Origin of the sequence: Glutamicibacter sp. (assembly GCF_032154645.1) — a bacterium.
Lineage (GTDB): Bacteria > Actinomycetota > Actinomycetes > Actinomycetales > Micrococcaceae > Glutamicibacter.
Genome location: NZ_JALDXV010000004.1, coordinates 61,523 through 79,667 on the forward strand (window position 1 = coordinate 61,523; position 18,145 = coordinate 79,667).

The window sequence follows — 18,145 nt, forward strand, 5'->3', positions numbered from 1 at the left end:
TCTATTGCGTCCACTCGCTTCGGGATTTCCATGCCTACAGATCGTCAATTACAAGATGGCCAGCACCTCGCCGTGCTCGGCTACGAGCAGTCCTTCGACAGGTCGATGTCGCTCTGGGCGAACTTCGCCCTAGGGTTCACCTACCTGTCTCCGCTGGTCGGCGTGTACTCGCTCTTTGCCATCGCCATGTCTACGGGTGGACCGCCCTCCATCTTCTGGATACTCATCGTTGCCGGCGGACAGTTTCTGGTGTCGTTGATCTTCGGCGAGGTGGTCTCCCAGTACCCCATCCACGGAGGAATCTATCCGTGGACGCGGCGCCTGTGGGGCAAGCGCTACGCCTGGATGGCCGCCTGGATCTACATTTGGGCAATGATCGTCACCATTACCTCGGTGGCGCAATTTGGTTCGAGCTTCGTCGCCAGCACCTTTAATATCGAGCTGACCCGCGCCAGCACCTTCTGGTTCGCCACCGCACTGCTGTTCATCGCCCTGCTGTTGAACTTCAGCGGCACCAAAACCATGGCCCGCATTGCCCGCATTGGATTGGCGGCCGAGCTGATCGGCGTCATCGCGGTCGGACTCTACCTGCTCATTTTCCAGCGTCAGCAGTCATTCAGCGTCTTCTTCGACTCCATGGGGGTCCAGGGCGACTCAAGCTACGCCAGCGCCTTCATGGGAGCGGCGCTCACCGGCCTCTTCCTGTTCTACGGCTTCGAAGCCTGCGGCGACGTCGCGGAAGAAGTCAGCAATCCAGCCCGCCGCATTCCCAAGGCAATGATGATGACCATTCTGGTCGGCTGCGTCTCGGCATTGCTGTCATTCTCCGGATACGTCATGGCGGCGCCGAATCTTCAGCAGATCGTCAATGGCGAAGATCCCGACCCGATCCCTGCAATTCTTGAGGCAAGCTTGGGCACCGTGGGGTCAAAGATCTTCTTGGTCATCGCCTTGACGGCGTTCCTCTCCTGCGTCCTTTCACTCCAGGCTGCGGCTTCGCGGTTGATCTATTCCTTCGCCCGCGACGGAATGCTTCCGGGACACCGTTGGCTCAGCTCGGTGTCCACCAAGGGCAAGGTTCCAGCCAACGCACTGCTCGTCGCCTGCTGCATACCGTTTGCACTGTGCATCTGCATCTATGTTGGACCGGAGTCGCTGCTGACACAGGTCACCAGCTTCGCCATCCTCGGCATCTACGTTGCATTCCAGGGTGTCGTGCTCGCCTCGCTGCGTCAGCGTCTGCGCGGCTGGAAACCAGCGGGCCCCTTCAGCCTGGGCTCCGCCGGAATGCTCGTCAACATCCTCGCTCTCGCCTACGGGATTTTTGCCATGGTACTACTGGCATGGCCTGGCTCTACGGGAGACTTCGTCGCCGACTGGATCGTGCTCATCGGCTTCGCGGTGGTCGCCGGCGCCGGAGCCCTCTACCTCTTCATCGCGAATCCGGACCGGAAGTCCGACGCCCCCAGCGATGACGCAATTGAGGTGGCGGCCAAGCTGCGCGCAGCGGCGCACGGCCCCGCTGCCGCTAGGGCGGACGAGTCGACAACACCGTCGCATTAAGCATGGAGTATCGCAGCATCATTAGCCGTCTTGGACATCGACCCTATAGAAATTTCTACGGAGCGCTTTGCCGAAGGCAGGGTACTACCAACGATTTCCAAGGGGCTGGTCACTGAAGGCAAAGAACAGAAAACCACAAGGGTTGCACGAATAAGAGCTGGGGTGGCGATACTTCGGTATCGCCACCCCAGCTCTATCTGCGAAGAAGTAAATTACGTGTCCACGGGCAAAACCGGCACCGGATTTAGTTCTTCGAACGCAGACGGGCATTGGCAAGCACTGGAAGACCTGCCCGGACGCGCTCCACTTCCTGCGGATCGATCTCGACGATGCGCAGAGCAGGGGACTTGCCCAAATCCTCCAGCACTGTTCCATCCGGTGCAATGAAGGAGCTGTGGCCCACTCCCAGAGGATCGTCAGTCACCAGCGCCTCAGGCACCGCGTGTGGGTCAGCTTGGTCCACAGCCACGACGTAAGTGGTGCTGTCCATTGCGCGGGCCCGGGTTGCCAGCTGCCACTGTTCCACTTTTCCTGGTCCCATTGCCCAGGAAGCACACACGATGTTCACCGAAGCTCCATTAGCTGCGTTCGCAAAAAAGATTTCAGGGAAGCGCACGTCATAGCAGGTAGCAACACCGAAAGTGATGCCGTCCACAATGAAGGTAAGAGTCTTGTCACCAGGAGTGACGGAAACCGATTCCTGGTAACCGTACGCATCGTATAGGTGGATCTTGTCGTAAGAACCGTCTACTTGAGGTCCGGTGATCAGCAGAGTGTTGCGTACGCGTTCACCTTCCCCTAGGGTGAACATACCCACCACGATAGTGATGTTGTATTCCGCTGCTATAGCACGCACAGCGTCAGCCCAGGACACACTGTTCTCCTGCGCTACCGACAACAGATCATTACCGAAGGAACGCATCGTCGCCTCCGGAAAGACAATCAGTCGTGCACCTAGAGCAGCCGCGTCGGCACTATGGGATTTCACCAGCTCGAGATTCGTTTGAATATCGGCTGTGCTAAGGATTTGTGCAAGTGCGATTTTCATTTTTCTACTCCTAGTTTTTTGCCTGAACCGGCTGATACTTCATTGGGTCGCAAGCTCAATGCTTGCGACTCAATGAAGATTATTGTGCTCCTAATGACGCCCTGTTAGAACAACCAGGGTGCCCGTTCATGGTGGAAGTCTTCGAAACTTCCGAACTTGCCGGCGTTGAAGGCCAGTCCGCTGCCATCACGGTCTCGGCTGGCTGTAACTTGGCCGAAGAACACCTGATGATCTCCGATGTCATACTGGTGAACTACCTTGCATTCGAGCTGGCTCAGCGCCTCGCTGATCACAGGCAGACCCCCAGGGGTTACGTCAAAGCTGCCTGCTTCAAATCGTGCACCACCACGAGTAGCGAATTGTCGTGCCACAGCCTCCTGCTTGGAACCAAGGATGGAGATTGCGAAACGTCCACCGTCCCGAATTGCATCGCCGGTACGGGTGTTAAAGTTCAGCGATACCATCAGGATCGGCGGTTCCAAGCTGATAGAGGTCAGCGAGTTGATAGTCATTCCTGAGCCCTCACCTTTATGCTCGGTGGTGACTACAGCAACGCCGGTCAGGAAGCGTCCCATTGCCTGGCGCATCCCCAGGGGATCTGGGACCGCAAAAGTCTGTGGCAATGCCATGACTCAGTTCTCCTTCTGGTAGTAGCGCACTTCGAACATTTTCGCGCCGTTCTCGGAGATCCATGGACCGTGTTCCATGCCAGGTGGGCGAGTTGCCCAGTCTCCTGCCTTGAAAGTACGGTTCAGCCGCTGGTCGACGAAGGAGCCTTCGAAGATGTAGACCTCTTCCCAGAAGTCATGGGTGAGTGCTCCGTTAGGGCTGGTGTCCGTGCCCGGCTCGAACTTCAAGATTCGGGTCACCGCATCGCTGGAGTCATCACACGCCAAGATCGCTTCAGAAAGACCTTCAACGTGAGGGTTGCAGTTGGTGAATTCAACGGCCGCGGTCGGGCCGAATTCGAATTCTGGCTTTGCCATTTTATGTCTCCTTGAAATTTAGTTTGTGGCGAATACAGCGGTGGTAGAGCTGTAGCTATTGAGGAATTCATCAAGTTCAGCGACATGATGCTCGTATCCGTAGTTGCGGAAGGTATATGCACCCTTCACTACGAATGGTGCGCCAGCGTAGAACATTTCGTATTGCTGGTGACGGCCGGCGAACTCGGTGCCGATGATGTCCCAGGCCAGGCGGAAGAGCTTGATTCGTTCTTCGCTACTGACATTCGGCGAGGCAATATAGCGCTCGACATCCGGTCCAGTGATTGAACTGTGCATGTCGTTGACGCCTGATGGCATCTGCAGCACACCGCCACCTACAAGATCGCGCAGAATTTCGATGACCTTTGGATAGGTCTCGGATTGCAAGCCCATTGCTCCATACAACGCACGCTTGCCTGGAATCAGGTAGCCCTGGGCGTCAGGTTCAGCAGTGTACTGTGCAGCGATCAGTGCTGACTCTACCGAGGAGATGGTTGCTGCCAATTCGCCAAGCTTCTCTTGTACGCCGGGGATGCGTTCGGTGCCGTTAACCTGAGTGATCTTGCGAGCTACAGCGCCGATGAATTGCAGTTTAGTGTTCAGACGAGTCTGTGCCTGCCAGTTGCCCAGAGCATGCGCTCCTGTTTCGAAGAACTGGCGGCGAAGCTTGTCGACGTCGCGGTCGATAAAGACCCGCTCCCAAGGAACCAATACGTCTTCGAAGATGACCAGAGAGTCCGGCTCGTCGTAGTTGCTGGTTAGCGGGTAGTCATACTCGCTACTTGCCTGCGGAGCGAAGGGTCGGCGGCACAAGAGTTTCAGGCCTTCGGTATCTACTGACAGTGCAAAGGAAACTGCAAAGTCGACGTCATCAGGGCCCAGAGGTTTGATGCAGGTGATGAAGATTTCGTCGGCGATGGCAGCACCGGTAGCCAGCATCTGGGAGCCACGGACAATCAGACCTTCCTCAGTCTCACGGACCACGCCCACCTGAATGAAATCTCCTTCCCAACCCGATGCAGTGGTTGCCCGCGAGTACTGCGGCGGGATGATCGCGTAGGAAACGTAGAGGCTTTCGCGAAGGATGCGCTCGTAGAAGCGACGTACGTTGCCTGCGAAATCGCGCTCTGGGTGTTCGAAGACTTCCAGGTGGGTGCCGAATGCCGAGAAGAAGGTGCCCACGTGGTCAGGGCTGCGGCCCACCCAGCCATGGGTGTGCTTAGCCCAGCGTTCGACAGCGTTGCGGCGCAACTGCATTTCCTCGGCGGTGCGCGGCGCGCTGAAGACCAGGTTTGCCGGTGCATCGATTTCTTCGGCGTGATACTGCATGCCGTTGGCTGGGTCGGCTGCAATGTCATAGAGCTCCGCGACGGTGCGGGCTACATTCGCGAAGGCAGGGTGGTTGACTACGTCGCTGACGACCTGTCCGTCGAGCAAGATGCGGCGGTTGTCGTTCAGAGAGTTCAGGTATTCCTGTCCGGTACGCATTATAGTTATGCTCCTTTGTAGGTGTTGTAGCAGTGAATGATGGTTGTTTCTGGATTGAGTTCGAGTTCGATACGCCAGTGGGATCCGTAGGTGAAGTGTCCGCCGATCACAGGCAGCGTGCCTCCGAGGCAGACGAAATCCTGATCACCGATATCGTGGCGTTCTAGGAACAAACCGACGACATTGGCAGGGGTTCGCAGGTTATTGAGTGTTCCGTCCTGGTACAGCACCCCGTCTACCCAGGTGCGGGCCCTTGCTTCGTCGAGGCTGAAGTTTTCGAGATCCGTAATCTCGACGACTTGGCGAGATACGGGTTTGGGGCAGGCGCGCTTGGATTCTGCGATGTCTCTGGTTTCAACTTCGCGGTCGGTGTGGTCTGAAGCGAGCCCTAAGTAGTAGCGCCCTTGATGGCGGATGTAAAGAGGTTCCACTTCGCCGCTCGTTGCAGTTCCCGCAACAGGGAGAGACTCAACTGAGGAGAATGATTCGACTTCAACCGGGTAGAACATAGGTACTGATGGTGGCGGTGCGATGCCGATGGCAGCTAGTTCATCGATATGTTCTTGAACTGCATGCTCATCTCTGCCGGTGTAGCCGGCGACCATGCCGGTGAAATCTGTCAGGCGGATGACTTCTTTACTTTCAATGACCTCGAATTCAATTACATGATCAGTGAGGGTCACGAGGTGCTCCTTTTCGGTTTTGATTGCTGACCGACGGTAAGACTGGGATCGATACTTGCACGGAGGAGTTGTCCGAAATCCGCATATTCACCGTCGAACTTTGGTTCAAGTTCATCGACATGCATCAAGGTGAATTCCATGTTTTCCACTGAACCTTTCTGATTTTGGGTGCACAGAACTAAGGCAAGGTGACTTCGTCGTTTTTGGGTACACAGAACTAAGGCAAGGTGCCTTCGTCGTTTTTTGGGTGCGCAGGCCTAAGGTCAGGTACTTTGGATCCTGACGTTAGGTCCTAATTAATTAGTAGTTTTTGCGGGAACCTATGGCATCTCTGGTTGAGTGGATGTGGCGTCGCGCTGACTTTTGTGCAAGGTCTGGGTCGCCAGACTTAATTGCTGACAACATATCTTCATGTTCGTGAAGAACTGCCTCATATCTTTGAGCAGTAGCCAAAACCGCTTGGATTCCTACGCGTTCCTGCTTGACTCGCTGAGAGTCATACACCTGCTCAAGCGTTGAATTGTTTGCCGCCTGAACAATGGCCTTATGGAAAGCAATATCTAGTTCAATGAACTTGACGGGGTCATCTGTGCTCTCGCGTTGTTGCTCCAGCAGTTCTTGAAGTACCTCAACAACCTGTGACCCACCGCTGGTGATCCTCCTAGTTGCCCACTCCCCAATGACTTGACGTACTTCCATCATTTCGTCGATGTCGGATTCGGTCATCGCTGGAATGTAAATTCCCTTGTGCGGAACTCTGCGAATAAGACCTTCCGCTTCCAAACGCAGAAGCGCTTCTCGAACCGGAGTGCGTGACACGCCCGTGGACTCGGCAATATTGTTTTCGCTCAGAAACGATTCCTGGTTCCACGGCAGATGTGCGATATGCGCCCGCAGCCACTGATAGGCACGTTCTGGTGCTGTCATTGGTGCTTTCTGATACACGCTCATAGTCCATGTCCTAAGGTTGTCGTTCTGAGTCAACTTGTAGTTCCTTTCTCTAACTTTAAGCGTCGAGGTCGGTGAGTTTGATGTTTTTGGTCTCTTTAGCGCAGAGAACAGAAATGATCGAGACCAATCCCATAACTGCTAAGTACAGCCCAATTGCTAAACCAGACCCAAACGCCTGATACAGCGCTAGAGCAATAAGGGGTGACAGCGAACCAGCGACAAGCGAAGCGATGTTATAGGACACAGATGTTCCGCTATAACGAACCTCAGTGGGAAAGAGCTCCGAAAAGAATGCACCAATGACTGAGCTGTACGCAGCGAAAATCAGCAGTCCGCCCACTGCCGCAAGAATGATCAGTCCACTTTGCATAGTGTCGAGCAGCATGAAGAAAACGAATCCCCAGACCACTGTTGCACCTGATGCTGTCAGAAGGATCGGCCGGCGGCCAAGTTTGTCCGCCAAGATCGCCATCAACGGAATGGCGACAACGGCCACGCCTTGGCCAATCATGACTGCTGTCAGGCCGACGCCACGGTCAAGATGAAGGATTTCAGTAACGTAAGTGATGATGAACAGGGAGTAGATATAGAAGCCCGCGTTCTCCCCCATACGGCTACCGGCGGCAATGAGAATCTGACGCCAATGTCCGCGAATCAGAACAGTCAAAGGTGATTTCTTGTGCGCATTACTCTCTTTATTTTTCTCCTGCTGCGCCTTGAATAGTGGAGTTTCTTCCACGTAAAGGCGGAGGATTAGACCAATGACTACAAGTAACGCAGAAAGCCCAAAGGCGATGCGCCAACCCCATGCAAGAAACTGTTCTTGAGGCAACGTTGCCGAAAGAACAGCAAGCACACCGGCTGCCAGCAGATTACCTAGCGGAGGGCCAACATTTGGCCAAGAGGCCCAGAACGCGCGCCGCTTCGAATCGTTGCTGTATTCCGAGACAAGGAGAACAGCACCGCCCCATTCGCCACCGAGCGCGAATCCTTGAATCAGGCGTAGCAGCAGTAGCAGCAACGGAGCAAAAATCCCGATTGTGGCGTAGGTAGGAATAATCGCAATGAGCGTTGTGGAGACGCCCATGAGCATGAGGCTTGCAACAAGTGTCGCTTTCCTACCCTTTTTGTCGCCGAGATATCCGAGAACGATGGCGCCCAGTGGTCGTGCTAGAAAGCCTGCGGCGAAAGTTCCCATCGCAAGCATGGTGCTGACGAATGGGTCAGAGCTTGGGAAGAACAACTTATTGAAGACTAGGGCGGCTGCGGTGCCGTAAAGAAAGAAGTCATACCATTCAACCGCTGTGCCGGCAAGGCTTGAAGCAGCAACGGTCGGTAGTGAAGTGTGCTTTCGAATTTTTGGAGCAGATGCGATTTCACTCATCTATCTCTCCTCTGTTTTGGTGAAGGATGACGGGATTACCGCCACTAAAGTCAGGTGATGTGCTTCACAGCATCAACTGTAGACGAGTTGTATACAACTTGTCTACATTTACTTCAACGGCAAGTTTGAGAAAACGCACTTCGCGCTGAACGCTCTAGCGATATGCACGTACGCCGACGCACTTGTGCTCATGAAAGAACAAGACTGATTGGCGAGTACTATCGATCCGGACTAGAGGCCGAAACACCACATCTACTAATGAGCGTCTCCAAATCACCATGTGGTTTCGCGCCAGAACTCCTTGCCGCCCGGGGAAACTCGATACATCATGCAAAGTAGTGGACTACCTTCCAGAGTTTCCGGCAAGTGAGTTCGATGACTGCAAAGCTCGAGAGGCTCTAGACATGTGCATCCCAGATAACATCGGACAAACCGCTCAACCCTCAGTTGTGAACTGCTGCCCTAAGGCTGTTTGCTTTTACAGTCCAATCTTTTTTGAGGAGCATTTCACCGATTCAGCAACGAGATGGCCCCTACTGCATCATGTCAATACCTTCGGCAAAACCTTTGCGAGGGCCGCGGCACCGCCCTCTTCCGCTGGACTGGCACCAACCACGAGAAACTCGGGAGTTTCCATCAAGTCCGAACGCGTTAGCCATTGAAGGTAGCAAAGATTAAAAACGAGCACTGTATCTTTCGGCGTTCAAATCCACCCGCTTTGCTCCAGCCAGCCGAGAGTGCTAGAACCGGAAACGGGTGCAGGGAAAACGTCAATACCAAGCACTCATCACTCTGACCCGCCGATTTCTCTCGGTGCCGTTCGCACCGCCCCGGGACGGGACGCTCTACAATGTTCCGGAGCTGAACATCGCTTGATCATCAGCATAGGACCGCAAGAACCACCCAGCGGTCCGAAGGCAAACTCCCGCGACATCTGGTTCATCTCGTCCAGCTGCCGCCCGCGCTGGCCTAAGGTAGATAGAAATTGTCGTCCCACCGCTATTGAGGGGTCATATCGTGAAGCTGCCAGTCGCCGAACTGCACATCCATCTTGAGGGCACCCTAGAACCCGAGACAATCATGGAGCTGGCGCAGAAAAACAGCATCGAGCTCCCCTATGAGTCCGTGGAAGATCTCAGGGCACGTTACAGCTTCACCAACCTGCAGTCCTTCCTGGACCTGCTGTACACCAACCTGATCGTGCTGCGCACCTCGGAAGACTTCCAACAGGTGACCCTGGCCTACCTTGAAAAGGCTGCGCAGAGCGGGGTACGTCATGTGGAGTTGTTCTTCGACCCACAGGCTCATGTGGAGCGCGGACTGAGCCTGGCCGAGGTCATCACCGGCATCCGCGCCGGCCTTGAAGAAGGTCAACAACGCTGGGACATCACGCACCGGCTCATCGCCTGCTTCTGGCGCCACGCGCCCGCCAGCGAAGCCTTGGAACTGCTGCAGACGCTGGTTGAAGAGCAGCACCCCATCGACGGCATCGGCCTGGACTCCTCGGAGATCGGCTTTCCGCCATCGCTGTTCGCCGAGGTCTACGACTATGCCCGCGAGCACGGACTGCATCTGGTGGCCCATGCAGGCGAAGAGGGCCCGGCCGACTACATCTGGCAGGCGCTGGACCTGTTAAAGGTGGAACGCATCGACCACGGCATCCGCTGCATCGAAGACCGTGCACTGGTGCGGCGCCTAGTGGCGGAACAGGTCCCACTGACCGTCTGCCCGCTGTCCAATGTGCGGCTGCGGGCCGTGGACTCGATCTATGCCCACCCGCTGCTGCAAATGCTGGAGATGGGCCTGAACGTCTCGGTGCACTCCGACGACCCTGCCTATTTCGGCGGATATATGGATGCGAACATCGCCGCCGCCATCAAGCCGCTGGGGCTGAATGCCGCCCAGTTGGCGCAGCTGGCCCGCAACTCTTTTGAATCCTCGTTCCTGGATGAGGAAACGAAGAAGAAGTATCTCGCAGAAGTTCAGCAGTGGGCCGACGCGCACTAATTTTCCTTCTGCACGACAAAGGCGATGCACCGTGCATCGCCTTTGTCGTATTCATGTCTTGTGCAGGGCGCGCGCCTACGGCACCTGGTACCGCGAATCCCTCGCGTCGGTGATCAGCATGTGGCCCGGCGCGTGGCCGATGGCCAAGGCGGGCCTTGACTCCATGACCGCCGCCTGAGGCGTGACCCCGCAGGCCCAGAACACCGGAATGCTCCCTTCGGGGATCTGCACAGCATCGCCGAAGTCGGGACGCGACAGGTCCTGAATGCCCAGCTCTTCGGGATTGCCGATGTGAACCGGAGCCCCGTGCACCGCCGGGTAGCGGGAGGTAATCCGCACGGCATCCGCAACTTGCGAGGCAGGGATGGGACGCATGGAAACCACCATCGGTCCGGACAGGGATCCAGCCGAGCTGCTGCGCCGGTTGGTCTTGTACATCGGGACGTTCACGTCCTGGTCGATGTGCGCCACGCGGATTCCCTCGTCCATGAGTGCCGATTCAAAGGTAAAGGAACAGCCGACGATGAACGTGACCAGGTCATCGCGCCAATACTCGTGCAGGCTGGTCGTTTCGGCGACCTTCATCCCATTTTCGTACACGAAATACAGCGGGACATCGGTGTGGATATCTCCGCCCGCCAACAGTTCGCTGGTCACTTCGCCGGCTTCCAGCACCCCGAGGATGGGGCAGGATTTGGGGTTGCGCTGGGCAAACAACAGAAAGTCGAATGCCAGCTCCTGGGGAACGATCATCAGGTTTGCCTGAGCGTAACCGGCGCTGATCCCGGCGGTGGGAAGCACCTGTCCAGCCCTGAAGTATTCACGGGCCTCGGCCGGGGTCAGCTTAGCCTTGCGTGCGGGGCTCAGCGAGCGAAGTTCTTCCATTTCCGGCTCCTCCTAGGAGTTCCACAGTGCGGCAAGGCCGGACAGCGAGCTGTAGCCAAGGTACACGGTCAACAGCCAGGCCAGTGTTCCGATGATCAGCAGGAACTTCGGGTATTTGTAGCCGTGCATCAAATCGCGGCGGCGCCACGCCACCCAGAGGAGCACCGCCAGACCTACCGGAAGGATCAGGCCGTTGAAAGCTCCGGCGAAGATCAGCAGGGTGGCAGGAGCCTTGCCCAGGAAGATGTAGATCACTGCGCAGACCGCAATGAAGCCCACGGTGATCATGTTGCGGGTTCGCTCGGGGGTGGTGGTCTTGGTGATGAAGGAGACCGAGGTGTACGCGGCGCCGATGACACTGGTCAGGGCCGCGGCCCACAGGATGATGCCGAAGGAGCGCAGACCCACCTGGCCCGCCGCGGCGCCGAACGCTTCGGCCGCCTTGTTGTCGCTAGTCAATGCCACGCCCCCGGCAACAACACCGAGGATGGCCAGGAAGAGCAGTACGCGCATCACGCCGGTGACAATGATGGCAAGGATCGAGGTGTTGGAAATCGACTTCACGTTCTCCACACCCGAGGTGCCCGAGTCGAGCATGCGGTGCGCTCCCGCGTAGGTGATGTATCCGCCGACGGTGCCGCCGATCAGGGTGGTGATGATCAGGAAGTTAACTTCCTCGGGGAACACTACATTCTTCAACGCTTCTCCGACCGGAGGTGCCGCCACGATGGCCACATAGAGCATCAGCAGGATCATGATCGCGCCGAGCAGCACCACGATGCGGTCCAGCGCCATGCCAGCCCTCTTGGACAGGAAGATCAAGATCGCGATGGCAGCGGAGATGACTCCGCCGATCTTGGGATCGATACCGAGCATCGCGTTCATGCCTAGACCGGTGCCAGCGATATTGCCGATGTTGAAGACCATGCCGCCGATGAACACCAGCACCGCCAGCAGCCAGCCCACACCCGGGATGACCTTGTTGCCCAGCTCCTGGGCGCGCAGTCCGCTGACGCCGATGACGCGCCAGACGTTGAGCTGAACTGCAATGTCTACGAGGATCGACACGACGATCGCGAAGGCGAAAGCTGCGCCGATCTGAACCGTGAATTCAGTGGTCTGGGTAATGAAACCTGGGCCGATGGCACTGGTGGCCATGAGGAACATTGCACCAAGTAATGCTGTGCGCTTGGCCTTTGAGCTGGCCTTTGGCGTGGAGTCAGAGACGGTCATTGTCTTATCCGATTCGCTAGCGGTGACGGCTGTCACAAGAACTTGTAATGCACAAGACAATACAGGTTGTTGAACAATCTAGGCAAGTAGTTGTTGAACAATATTCGACTTAGGAATCTCGCCCACCAGCTAATGCAAACGCCAGCCACTCGTTGACCTGTGCAGAGTTATGCCATCACTTTCCGCTTCAACCTCGAGAATTTCAATAAATTTTCCACCCCATTTTCTTCGCGCGGCAACACCCCTTCTCGGCAAAGGCTAAAAGAATGATCACGAAGGTCAACCACGAAATTCTTGTCGATCGTGGGGGCTGCAATGCTCTTCGAGCTCTCACCATATGCACGAAAAGTACGACGACGACCGGCGCCTGCCGGAGATTAAAGCGACATTATTGATCTACACGCGATACCGGGAGCTGATTGTCAAAAACCCACGAGGTACGGAACGACTCAGGCCCGAATACGAAGAGTAACCGCGAACGTCAAACGATAACTGACGAAACTGCCCCACCCAAGATTAGGGTGGGGTGGATTCGATCGTTAGGGTCAACCCTGACGGAACACGTAAAATCTGAAATCTGATCATCCACTAACCGCGTCACTCAGTTTGTCTTCTTCATCGTTAACCATCACTGAGCGGTAGGCAATTTTATAGATACCCCAGCCAATAACTGCACCAATGGCATAAACGAGAATGTCAGTCATGGTTAGCGCTCTCCCCCAATTGGTGATCCACTGAGTGATTTCGATGAGAACACCGAAGCCAACTACCGTAGCAAAAGCGGCCCTTGCACTCATCCGAGTAGCCCACAAGGTCAGAATCATACCTGGAACGAAGAGCAGCGTATTGAGTGCAGACTCCTTTACAGCGGCCAGGTTCAAACCATACTGGTCAAACCAACCGTCAAATGGGATAAATGAGTAGTTTGGCGCATCGCCTTCGAAACGTTCACGGACTAGTCCACTCTCAGGGATGACGGCAATCATGATGACACCGATATACCAGCAAACTAGGAGCCATAATCTAATCACTCCGCTGAGATCTCGTTTGTCCGCCCGCTTTGATACCTGGTTGATCAAGAGCATCGCAACTAAAACAATGACTACGAGAATGAGGAACCAAGGAATGAGCCAGCCGAATGCCCGAATTGCATTTGTCATGTAAGAGACGACCTTAATTACAGATAGCTGATTATTCCGACGATGGTGACAGCTCCACCGTCATCGACCGCAAAAATATACCGACGGCCAAACCTTGGGCATGTTCTCAAAAGTCTTCAATCCTGTGCAGTTGTAATTTGCGGTGAAGGTTCCCTTGTTCCGCCAGTCCAAGTTCACGCGTTCGAGTCTAACCATTTCTTTCATATTTGCCTTTGAACCGGTGCCGTAAACGATACTTCCCGCTAAAACCATAAGTTTCATATTCACTATCTTGCTAGCGTGAACCTTACGAGAAGTAACTCCACAATTAATATGCGCCCACAAGTTCATGTTTGAAATCGCGTCCTGAGCTGGTGCAACAGGAATGAGTACCGCAAAAACATTACCGAAACGGCACAGAGGCTAAACTTCCCACTGCACTTGTTCGTGTTCTTTCTGCTCCTCATGGTGTTCTCACTCCATAAGACCCCACTGCCACAAGCAAACTAGGCCCGGAGTCCAAGAAATCTTGGACTCCGGGCCTAGCAATTTTTGAGGTGAGGGTAAGCCCTCGAAGTTCCCTAGAAGTGGGTGCCGCCGTCGATGCGGATTTCGGTACCGGTGATGAAGTAACCTTCCTCGCTGGCCAGCATGGCAACCACGTTGGCCACAGCATCGGCGCCACCGAAGCCCTGACCCAGGGCCGGGGCAAGCTTCATGAACAGCGACATGTCGGCGTCTTCAGGCAGGCCTGGGCCTACGCTCTGCTGGCTGGCGCCGGAGCCATCGGTCATGCCCGATGAGATCGAGCCCGGCTGCACAGCGGTGAAGCGGATGCCGTCCTTGGCGAATTCCGAAGCCATGGCGTGGGTCATGGACTGGATGCCGCCCTTGCTGGCTGCGTAGGCAGACATGTATGGGTGGGCGAACATTGCCGAGGTGGAACTGAAGTTGACCACAGAAGGCAGCTTGCCGTCGCGCAGGTACTTGATGGATTCGCGGATCATCTGGAAGGTGCCGACCAGGTTGATGCGCAGGATCTGCTCGAAGGATTCGGTGCTGGTCTGCTCGGTGTGCGAGGAGCGCAGGATGCCTGCGGCGTTGACCAGCGCGTCAAGGCCGTCCAGCCATGCAACCGCTTCGGACACGCCGTCCTTGACCGACTGCTCCTTGGAGACGTCGATGATGACGGTCTTCAGGCGGTCGGCCATGTCGCCCGCCTTCTGACGGGTGTCTTCCAGACCCGCCGCGGACACGTCAGCCGCGACAATTTTTCCGCCCTCGCGCAGCATGCGCAGTACGGTTGCCTGACCGATGCCCGATCCGCCGCCGGTGACGATGACTCGACGATTTTCAAAACGCTCCATGATGAGCTCCTCTCCAAGTTCGATAACTTCACCATACGCCTAGTTGACACATTGTGCCATAGGTAAATTATGTGACGTTATAGATAGCGCTATCGTAGAACTGTGAAAGAACGGATGAGCCTGACCCAGCGACGCAAGGCCGCTACGGAACTTGAGATTGCCCGAGCCGCGGCGGCGCTTTTCGCGCGCCAGGGCATCGAATCCACCACGGTGGAAAGCATTGCAGATCAGGCTGGAATTTCCCTGCGTACCTTCTATCGTTACTTTCCCACCAAGGAAGAATCCTTGGCCCCCCTGATGCAGGTGGGCGCCGAAACCTGGCAGAAGACCCTGCGCGAGGAAGAAACCGGCACCCTGGGGCAGCGCATTGACGCGGCCCTGGCGACAACACTTGACCCCGCCGCTTTTGAAGTGGGAGACAACGGACTCGCGCTGCATGAACTGTTGGCGCTGCGGGAAAAGAATCAGGGCATTGAAGATGTCTGGCAGCGGGTCAATACCCGCTCCGAGCACGTCCTCGCCCGGCTGCTCCAGGAGCTCGAAGCTGGCCTGAGCCAGCGGACCGCCAAACTCTGGGCCGCCGCGGCAACCTGCGCCATCCGCCTGGCCTTGGAAGATTGGGCCGAAGGGGAGCTGGGCGCGAACCTCGACGTGGCCGCGCTGGCGCGGGAGAATTTCTCGTGGCTCAGCGCCGGCATCAAATAGCTGATTAAATACTTCAAGCCATGAGTCCTTGCCGGACTCATGGCTTGAAGTATTTATGGACTCAAGGCCCGTTGCTTCCTAGTGGAAGAAGTGGCGTGCACCGGTGAAGTACATGGTGATGCCTGCTTCGTTGGCGGCCGCGATGACTTCATCGTCGCGCACCGAGCCACCCGGCTGTACAACTGCCTTCACACCTGCGTCGATCAGGATCTGCAGACCGTCGGCGAAGGGGAAGAACGCATCCGATGCAGCTACCGCGCCGGTGGCGCGCTGTTCGGAAGCGCCGGTGGCGTTTTCCGCACCGCCGGCCGCGTCGGCACCGGATTCAACCTTCACACCGAGGGTGTTGGCACGTTCGACAGCAAGCTTGCAAGAGTCGATGCGGTTGACCTGGCCCATGCCAATGCCCACGGCCGCACCGTTCTTGGCCAGCAGGATGGCGTTCGACTTGGCTGCACGCACCGCACGCCATGCGAAGGCAAGATCGGCCAGGGTTGCCGCGTCGGCCGCCTCGCCCGCGGCGAGGGTCCAGTTGGCAACATCGTCGCCCTCGGCGTTGATCTTGTCGCCGGCCTGGACCAGCATGCCGCCGGAAACCTGGCGGAATTCGTTGGCGTTGCGGTCGTAGCCGTCCGGCAGCGACAGCAGGCGGATGTTCTTCTTGGCCGAGAGAATCTCAACTGCTTCCGGCTCGAAGTCCGGTGCGATGACTACCTCGGTGAAGATGCCCTTGACGGTTTCCGCCATGGACTTGGTGACGGTGCGGTTGGCTGCGATCACGCCGCCGAAGGCAGACACCGGATCGGTGGCGTGGGCCTTGCGGTGTGCATCGGCGATGGCGTCTGCTGCATCATCGGAGGCCACCGCAACGCCGCAGGGGTTTGCATGCTTGATGACTGCCACCGCTGGCTTCTCGAAATCGAAGGCTGCGCGCAGGGCCGCGTCGGCGTCAACGTAGTTGTTGTAGCTCATCGGCTTGCCGTGCAGCTGATCCGCCTGGGCGATGCCTGCAGGGGCTGCTTCGTCAACATACAGGGCCGCCTGCTGGTGCGGGTTTTCACCGTAGCGCAGCACCTCTGCACGCTGCAGGGCAACGCCGGCGTAGGCAGGCCAATCGATGACGCCGTCGCCGTCCTCATCAAGGAACTGGCTGGCGGTCCAGGAAGCCACCGCGGTGTCATAGGCTGCGGTGTGGGCGTAGGCCTTGGCAGCCAGGCGCTGGCGGGTCTTCAGGTCGAAGCCGCCGGCTGCAGCAGCGGCCACAACCTGTGGGTAGAAGCTTGGGTCCACCACGATGGATACTGCCTGGTGGTTCTTGGCTGCCGAGCGGACCATCGCTGGGCCGCCGATGTCGATCTGCTCGACAACGTCGTCCTGGGAGGCCCCGGAAGCAACGGTCTGCACGAATGGGTACAGGTTCACCACCACCAGATCGATCTGGCCGATGTTGCGTTCGGTCAGGGTATCCATGTGCTCCTGCACGCGGCGGTCTGCCAAGATGCCGCCGTGGATGATCGGGTGCAGGGTCTTCACACGACCGTCGAGCATTTCGGGTGAGCCAGTCACCTGCTCTACCTCGGTCACTGGGATGCCAGCGGCGGCGATCTTCTTGGCGGTGGAACCGGTGGAAATCAACTGGACGCCTGCAGCGTGCAGTCCGGCAGCCAGTTCCTCCAGACCGGTCTTGTCATAGACGGAAATCAATGCGCGGCGAATTGCGACTTTGTCCAGGACGGTCTTACTCACGAAAATTTTCTCCCGGCGGTGAGAATGAATGGGGCGGGCGGCCCGCAGGCCACCGCCTCCCATTCTAGCTAAATCTCCTACCGGACGATCAGTTCATTTCAGTGTTCGTCAATCAGATCCCCCAGCTGCGGGAAATGCTTCGCCAGCTGCTCGGGGCTCAGGCACAGTTGCAGCAGCCGCTCGGCGTGATCTTCATCGGCGACATAGGTGACCAGATCTTCGCTGGTGCGGGCGTTGAGCTCGTCGCGCAGCGAATGCGCCACCGCAACCAAGGTCTGGTAGTAGCGCTTGATGGTCGGCTCCCAGCCTTCGCGGGAGGCCAGCTCGGTCATCGCATCGGACCAGATTCCGGCGGCCGGGTCTTCGCACAGGTCGATGGACGACCAGTGCCAGTCGCTGGGTTCCCATTTATCCGAGTAGAAGCTTTCCGAGTCGTTCTCATCCAGATCCGCTTCGATAGAGGCGAGCACCTGGTCCAGGTCTTCGTCGTCGTCCTCGTCTTCCACCGCCTCCTCGTCATCGGGGCTGGCAACATCTGAGCTCAACCCCTCGACAAGTTCGGCATCGGCCCGGTCTTCGTAGTCGTCCGGATCGTCGAGGTCTTCTCCACGTTCAACAAACTGTTCACGCTGTTCGGTGTTTCTGTCGCGGGCAAGTGCCTGAAGTGAATTCAGGGCAAGCAACGGCATGGCAATGCTGTCGCTTTCTTCCGTACTGACCCCATGCAGGGATACGGCATAGAAAGTTTGCTCCGGGTGTCCATCAATGACTTCAGCCGCGTGTCGAAGGGCTGCCACCCGTAGAGCCTCTTCGAGAGCTGTCCAATCTACTCCCATGACCGAAGATTACTCCCTATCGAGCACGGGCAACAGGCCTTGACGTGCCGAGAAATCAGAAGTAGGGGCAACTAAGCGCCGCCCGAAAAATTCAGCTATGCTTCGACCCAGCGCAAGCCGCAAT

General features: G+C 56.9%; 16 protein-coding genes and 1 pseudogene. 4 read left to right on the forward strand and 13 right to left on the reverse strand.

Going from position 1 to position 18,145, the window contains the following annotated elements; all coding sequences use genetic code 11:
* Positions 1 to 30: 30 nt before the first annotated feature.
* A complete protein-coding gene (locus tag RUH64_RS05420; protein ID WP_313811916.1) occupies positions 31 to 1,563 on the forward strand; it encodes an amino acid permease in 1,533 nt (510 codons plus the stop codon).
* Positions 1,564 to 1,807: 244 nt separating this feature from the next.
* Here the strand turns inward: RUH64_RS05420 and RUH64_RS05425 are convergent, their stop codons facing one another.
* From RUH64_RS05425 to RUH64_RS05455, 7 genes are all read right to left on the reverse strand, one after another.
* The gene (locus RUH64_RS05425) at positions 1,808 to 2,611 is read right to left on the reverse strand and encodes a carbon-nitrogen hydrolase family protein (RefSeq protein WP_313811918.1); all 804 of its coding nucleotides are present in this window, start codon (positions 2,609 to 2,611) and stop codon (positions 1,808 to 1,810) included.
* Between the two features lie 104 nt (positions 2,612 to 2,715).
* Positions 2,716 to 3,240 (reverse strand): flavin reductase family protein, encoded by a 525-nt coding sequence (locus RUH64_RS05430; RefSeq protein ID WP_313811920.1) that lies wholly within the window; start codon positions 3,238 to 3,240, stop codon positions 2,716 to 2,718.
* A gap of 3 nt (positions 3,241 to 3,243) precedes the next feature.
* Positions 3,244 to 3,597, reverse strand: coding sequence for a cupin domain-containing protein (locus RUH64_RS05435; protein ID WP_313811921.1), 354 nt, complete (start codon positions 3,595 to 3,597; stop codon positions 3,244 to 3,246).
* Between the two features lie 18 nt (positions 3,598 to 3,615).
* The gene (locus RUH64_RS05440) at positions 3,616 to 5,085 is read right to left on the reverse strand and encodes a 4-hydroxyphenylacetate 3-hydroxylase N-terminal domain-containing protein (protein ID WP_313811923.1); all 1,470 of its coding nucleotides are present in this window, start codon (positions 5,083 to 5,085) and stop codon (positions 3,616 to 3,618) included.
* 5 nt (positions 5,086 to 5,090) lie between these two features.
* A complete protein-coding gene (locus RUH64_RS05445; RefSeq protein ID WP_313811924.1) occupies positions 5,091 to 5,768 on the reverse strand; it encodes a DUF2848 family protein in 678 nt (225 codons plus the stop codon).
* A 300-nt stretch (positions 5,769 to 6,068) separates the two neighbouring features.
* Positions 6,069 to 6,719, reverse strand: coding sequence for a GntR family transcriptional regulator (locus RUH64_RS05450; protein ID WP_313811926.1), 651 nt, complete (start codon positions 6,717 to 6,719; stop codon positions 6,069 to 6,071).
* Positions 6,720 to 6,774: 55 nt separating this feature from the next.
* The gene (locus RUH64_RS05455; RefSeq protein WP_313811927.1) at positions 6,775 to 8,103 is read right to left on the reverse strand and encodes an MFS transporter; all 1,329 of its coding nucleotides are present in this window, start codon (positions 8,101 to 8,103) and stop codon (positions 6,775 to 6,777) included.
* Between the two features lie 557 nt (positions 8,104 to 8,660).
* Here RUH64_RS05455 and RUH64_RS05460 point away from each other — a divergent pair.
* Both RUH64_RS05460 and RUH64_RS05465 read left to right on the forward strand, forming a co-directional pair.
* A pseudogene (locus RUH64_RS05460) lies at positions 8,661 to 8,979 on the forward strand (transposase); the annotation flags it as partial.
* Positions 8,980 to 9,120: 141 nt separating this feature from the next.
* Complete coding sequence (locus tag RUH64_RS05465) at positions 9,121 to 10,110, forward strand: adenosine deaminase (RefSeq protein WP_313811928.1); 990 nt, start codon at positions 9,121 to 9,123, stop codon at positions 10,108 to 10,110.
* A 75-nt stretch (positions 10,111 to 10,185) separates the two neighbouring features.
* Here the strand turns inward: RUH64_RS05465 and RUH64_RS05470 are convergent, their stop codons facing one another.
* From RUH64_RS05470 to RUH64_RS05485, 4 genes are all read right to left on the reverse strand, one after another.
* Positions 10,186 to 10,995: a putative hydro-lyase gene (locus RUH64_RS05470; RefSeq protein WP_313811929.1), complete on the reverse strand. Its 810-nt coding sequence runs from the start codon at positions 10,993 to 10,995 to the stop codon at positions 10,186 to 10,188.
* A gap of 12 nt (positions 10,996 to 11,007) precedes the next feature.
* The gene (locus tag RUH64_RS05475) at positions 11,008 to 12,228 is read right to left on the reverse strand and encodes a divalent metal cation transporter (RefSeq protein WP_313811931.1); all 1,221 of its coding nucleotides are present in this window, start codon (positions 12,226 to 12,228) and stop codon (positions 11,008 to 11,010) included.
* 581 nt (positions 12,229 to 12,809) lie between these two features.
* Positions 12,810 to 13,388 (reverse strand): VanZ family protein, encoded by a 579-nt coding sequence (locus tag RUH64_RS05480; protein WP_313811933.1) that lies wholly within the window; start codon positions 13,386 to 13,388, stop codon positions 12,810 to 12,812.
* 560 nt (positions 13,389 to 13,948) lie between these two features.
* Positions 13,949 to 14,734, reverse strand: coding sequence for an SDR family oxidoreductase (locus tag RUH64_RS05485; RefSeq protein ID WP_313811934.1), 786 nt, complete (start codon positions 14,732 to 14,734; stop codon positions 13,949 to 13,951).
* A 102-nt stretch (positions 14,735 to 14,836) separates the two neighbouring features.
* On the opposite strand from RUH64_RS05485, the gene RUH64_RS05490 reads away from it, so the two are divergent.
* Complete coding sequence (locus tag RUH64_RS05490; RefSeq protein ID WP_313811936.1) at positions 14,837 to 15,439, forward strand: TetR family transcriptional regulator; 603 nt, start codon at positions 14,837 to 14,839, stop codon at positions 15,437 to 15,439.
* Between the two features lie 78 nt (positions 15,440 to 15,517).
* Here the strand turns inward: RUH64_RS05490 and purH are convergent, their stop codons facing one another.
* Both purH and RUH64_RS05500 read right to left on the reverse strand, forming a co-directional pair.
* Positions 15,518 to 17,185, reverse strand: coding sequence for a bifunctional phosphoribosylaminoimidazolecarboxamide formyltransferase/IMP cyclohydrolase (gene purH / locus RUH64_RS05495; RefSeq protein ID WP_313811937.1), 1,668 nt, complete (start codon positions 17,183 to 17,185; stop codon positions 15,518 to 15,520).
* 98 nt (positions 17,186 to 17,283) lie between these two features.
* The gene (locus tag RUH64_RS05500) at positions 17,284 to 18,021 is read right to left on the reverse strand and encodes a hypothetical protein (protein ID WP_313811939.1); all 738 of its coding nucleotides are present in this window, start codon (positions 18,019 to 18,021) and stop codon (positions 17,284 to 17,286) included.
* Positions 18,022 to 18,145 lie beyond the last annotated feature (124 nt).

Excerpts from the sequence above, each read along its gene's own strand:
- RUH64_RS05420 (WP_313811916.1), top strand. The coding sequence starts at position 31 with ATGCCTACAGATCGTCAATTACAAGATGGCCAGCACCTCGCCGTGCTC.
- RUH64_RS05425 (WP_313811918.1), bottom strand. The coding sequence starts at position 2,611 with ATGAAAATCGCACTTGCACAAATCCTTAGCACAGCCGATATTCAAACG.
- RUH64_RS05430 (WP_313811920.1), bottom strand. The coding sequence starts at position 3,240 with ATGGCATTGCCACAGACTTTTGCGGTCCCAGATCCCCTGGGGATGCGC.
- RUH64_RS05435 (WP_313811921.1), bottom strand. The coding sequence starts at position 3,597 with ATGGCAAAGCCAGAATTCGAATTCGGCCCGACCGCGGCCGTTGAATTC.
- RUH64_RS05440 (WP_313811923.1), bottom strand. The coding sequence starts at position 5,085 with ATGCGTACCGGACAGGAATACCTGAACTCTCTGAACGACAACCGCCGC.
- RUH64_RS05450 (WP_313811926.1), bottom strand. The coding sequence starts at position 6,719 with ATGAGCGTGTATCAGAAAGCACCAATGACAGCACCAGAACGTGCCTAT.
- RUH64_RS05455 (WP_313811927.1), bottom strand. The coding sequence starts at position 8,103 with ATGAGTGAAATCGCATCTGCTCCAAAAATTCGAAAGCACACTTCACTA.
- RUH64_RS05470 (WP_313811929.1), bottom strand. The coding sequence starts at position 10,995 with ATGGAAGAACTTCGCTCGCTGAGCCCCGCACGCAAGGCTAAGCTGACC.
- RUH64_RS05475 (WP_313811931.1), bottom strand. The coding sequence starts at position 12,228 with ATGACCGTCTCTGACTCCACGCCAAAGGCCAGCTCAAAGGCCAAGCGC.
- RUH64_RS05480 (WP_313811933.1), bottom strand. The coding sequence starts at position 13,388 with ATGACAAATGCAATTCGGGCATTCGGCTGGCTCATTCCTTGGTTCCTC.
- RUH64_RS05485 (WP_313811934.1), bottom strand. The coding sequence starts at position 14,734 with ATGGAGCGTTTTGAAAATCGTCGAGTCATCGTCACCGGCGGCGGATCG.
- RUH64_RS05500 (WP_313811939.1), bottom strand. The coding sequence starts at position 18,021 with ATGGGAGTAGATTGGACAGCTCTCGAAGAGGCTCTACGGGTGGCAGCC.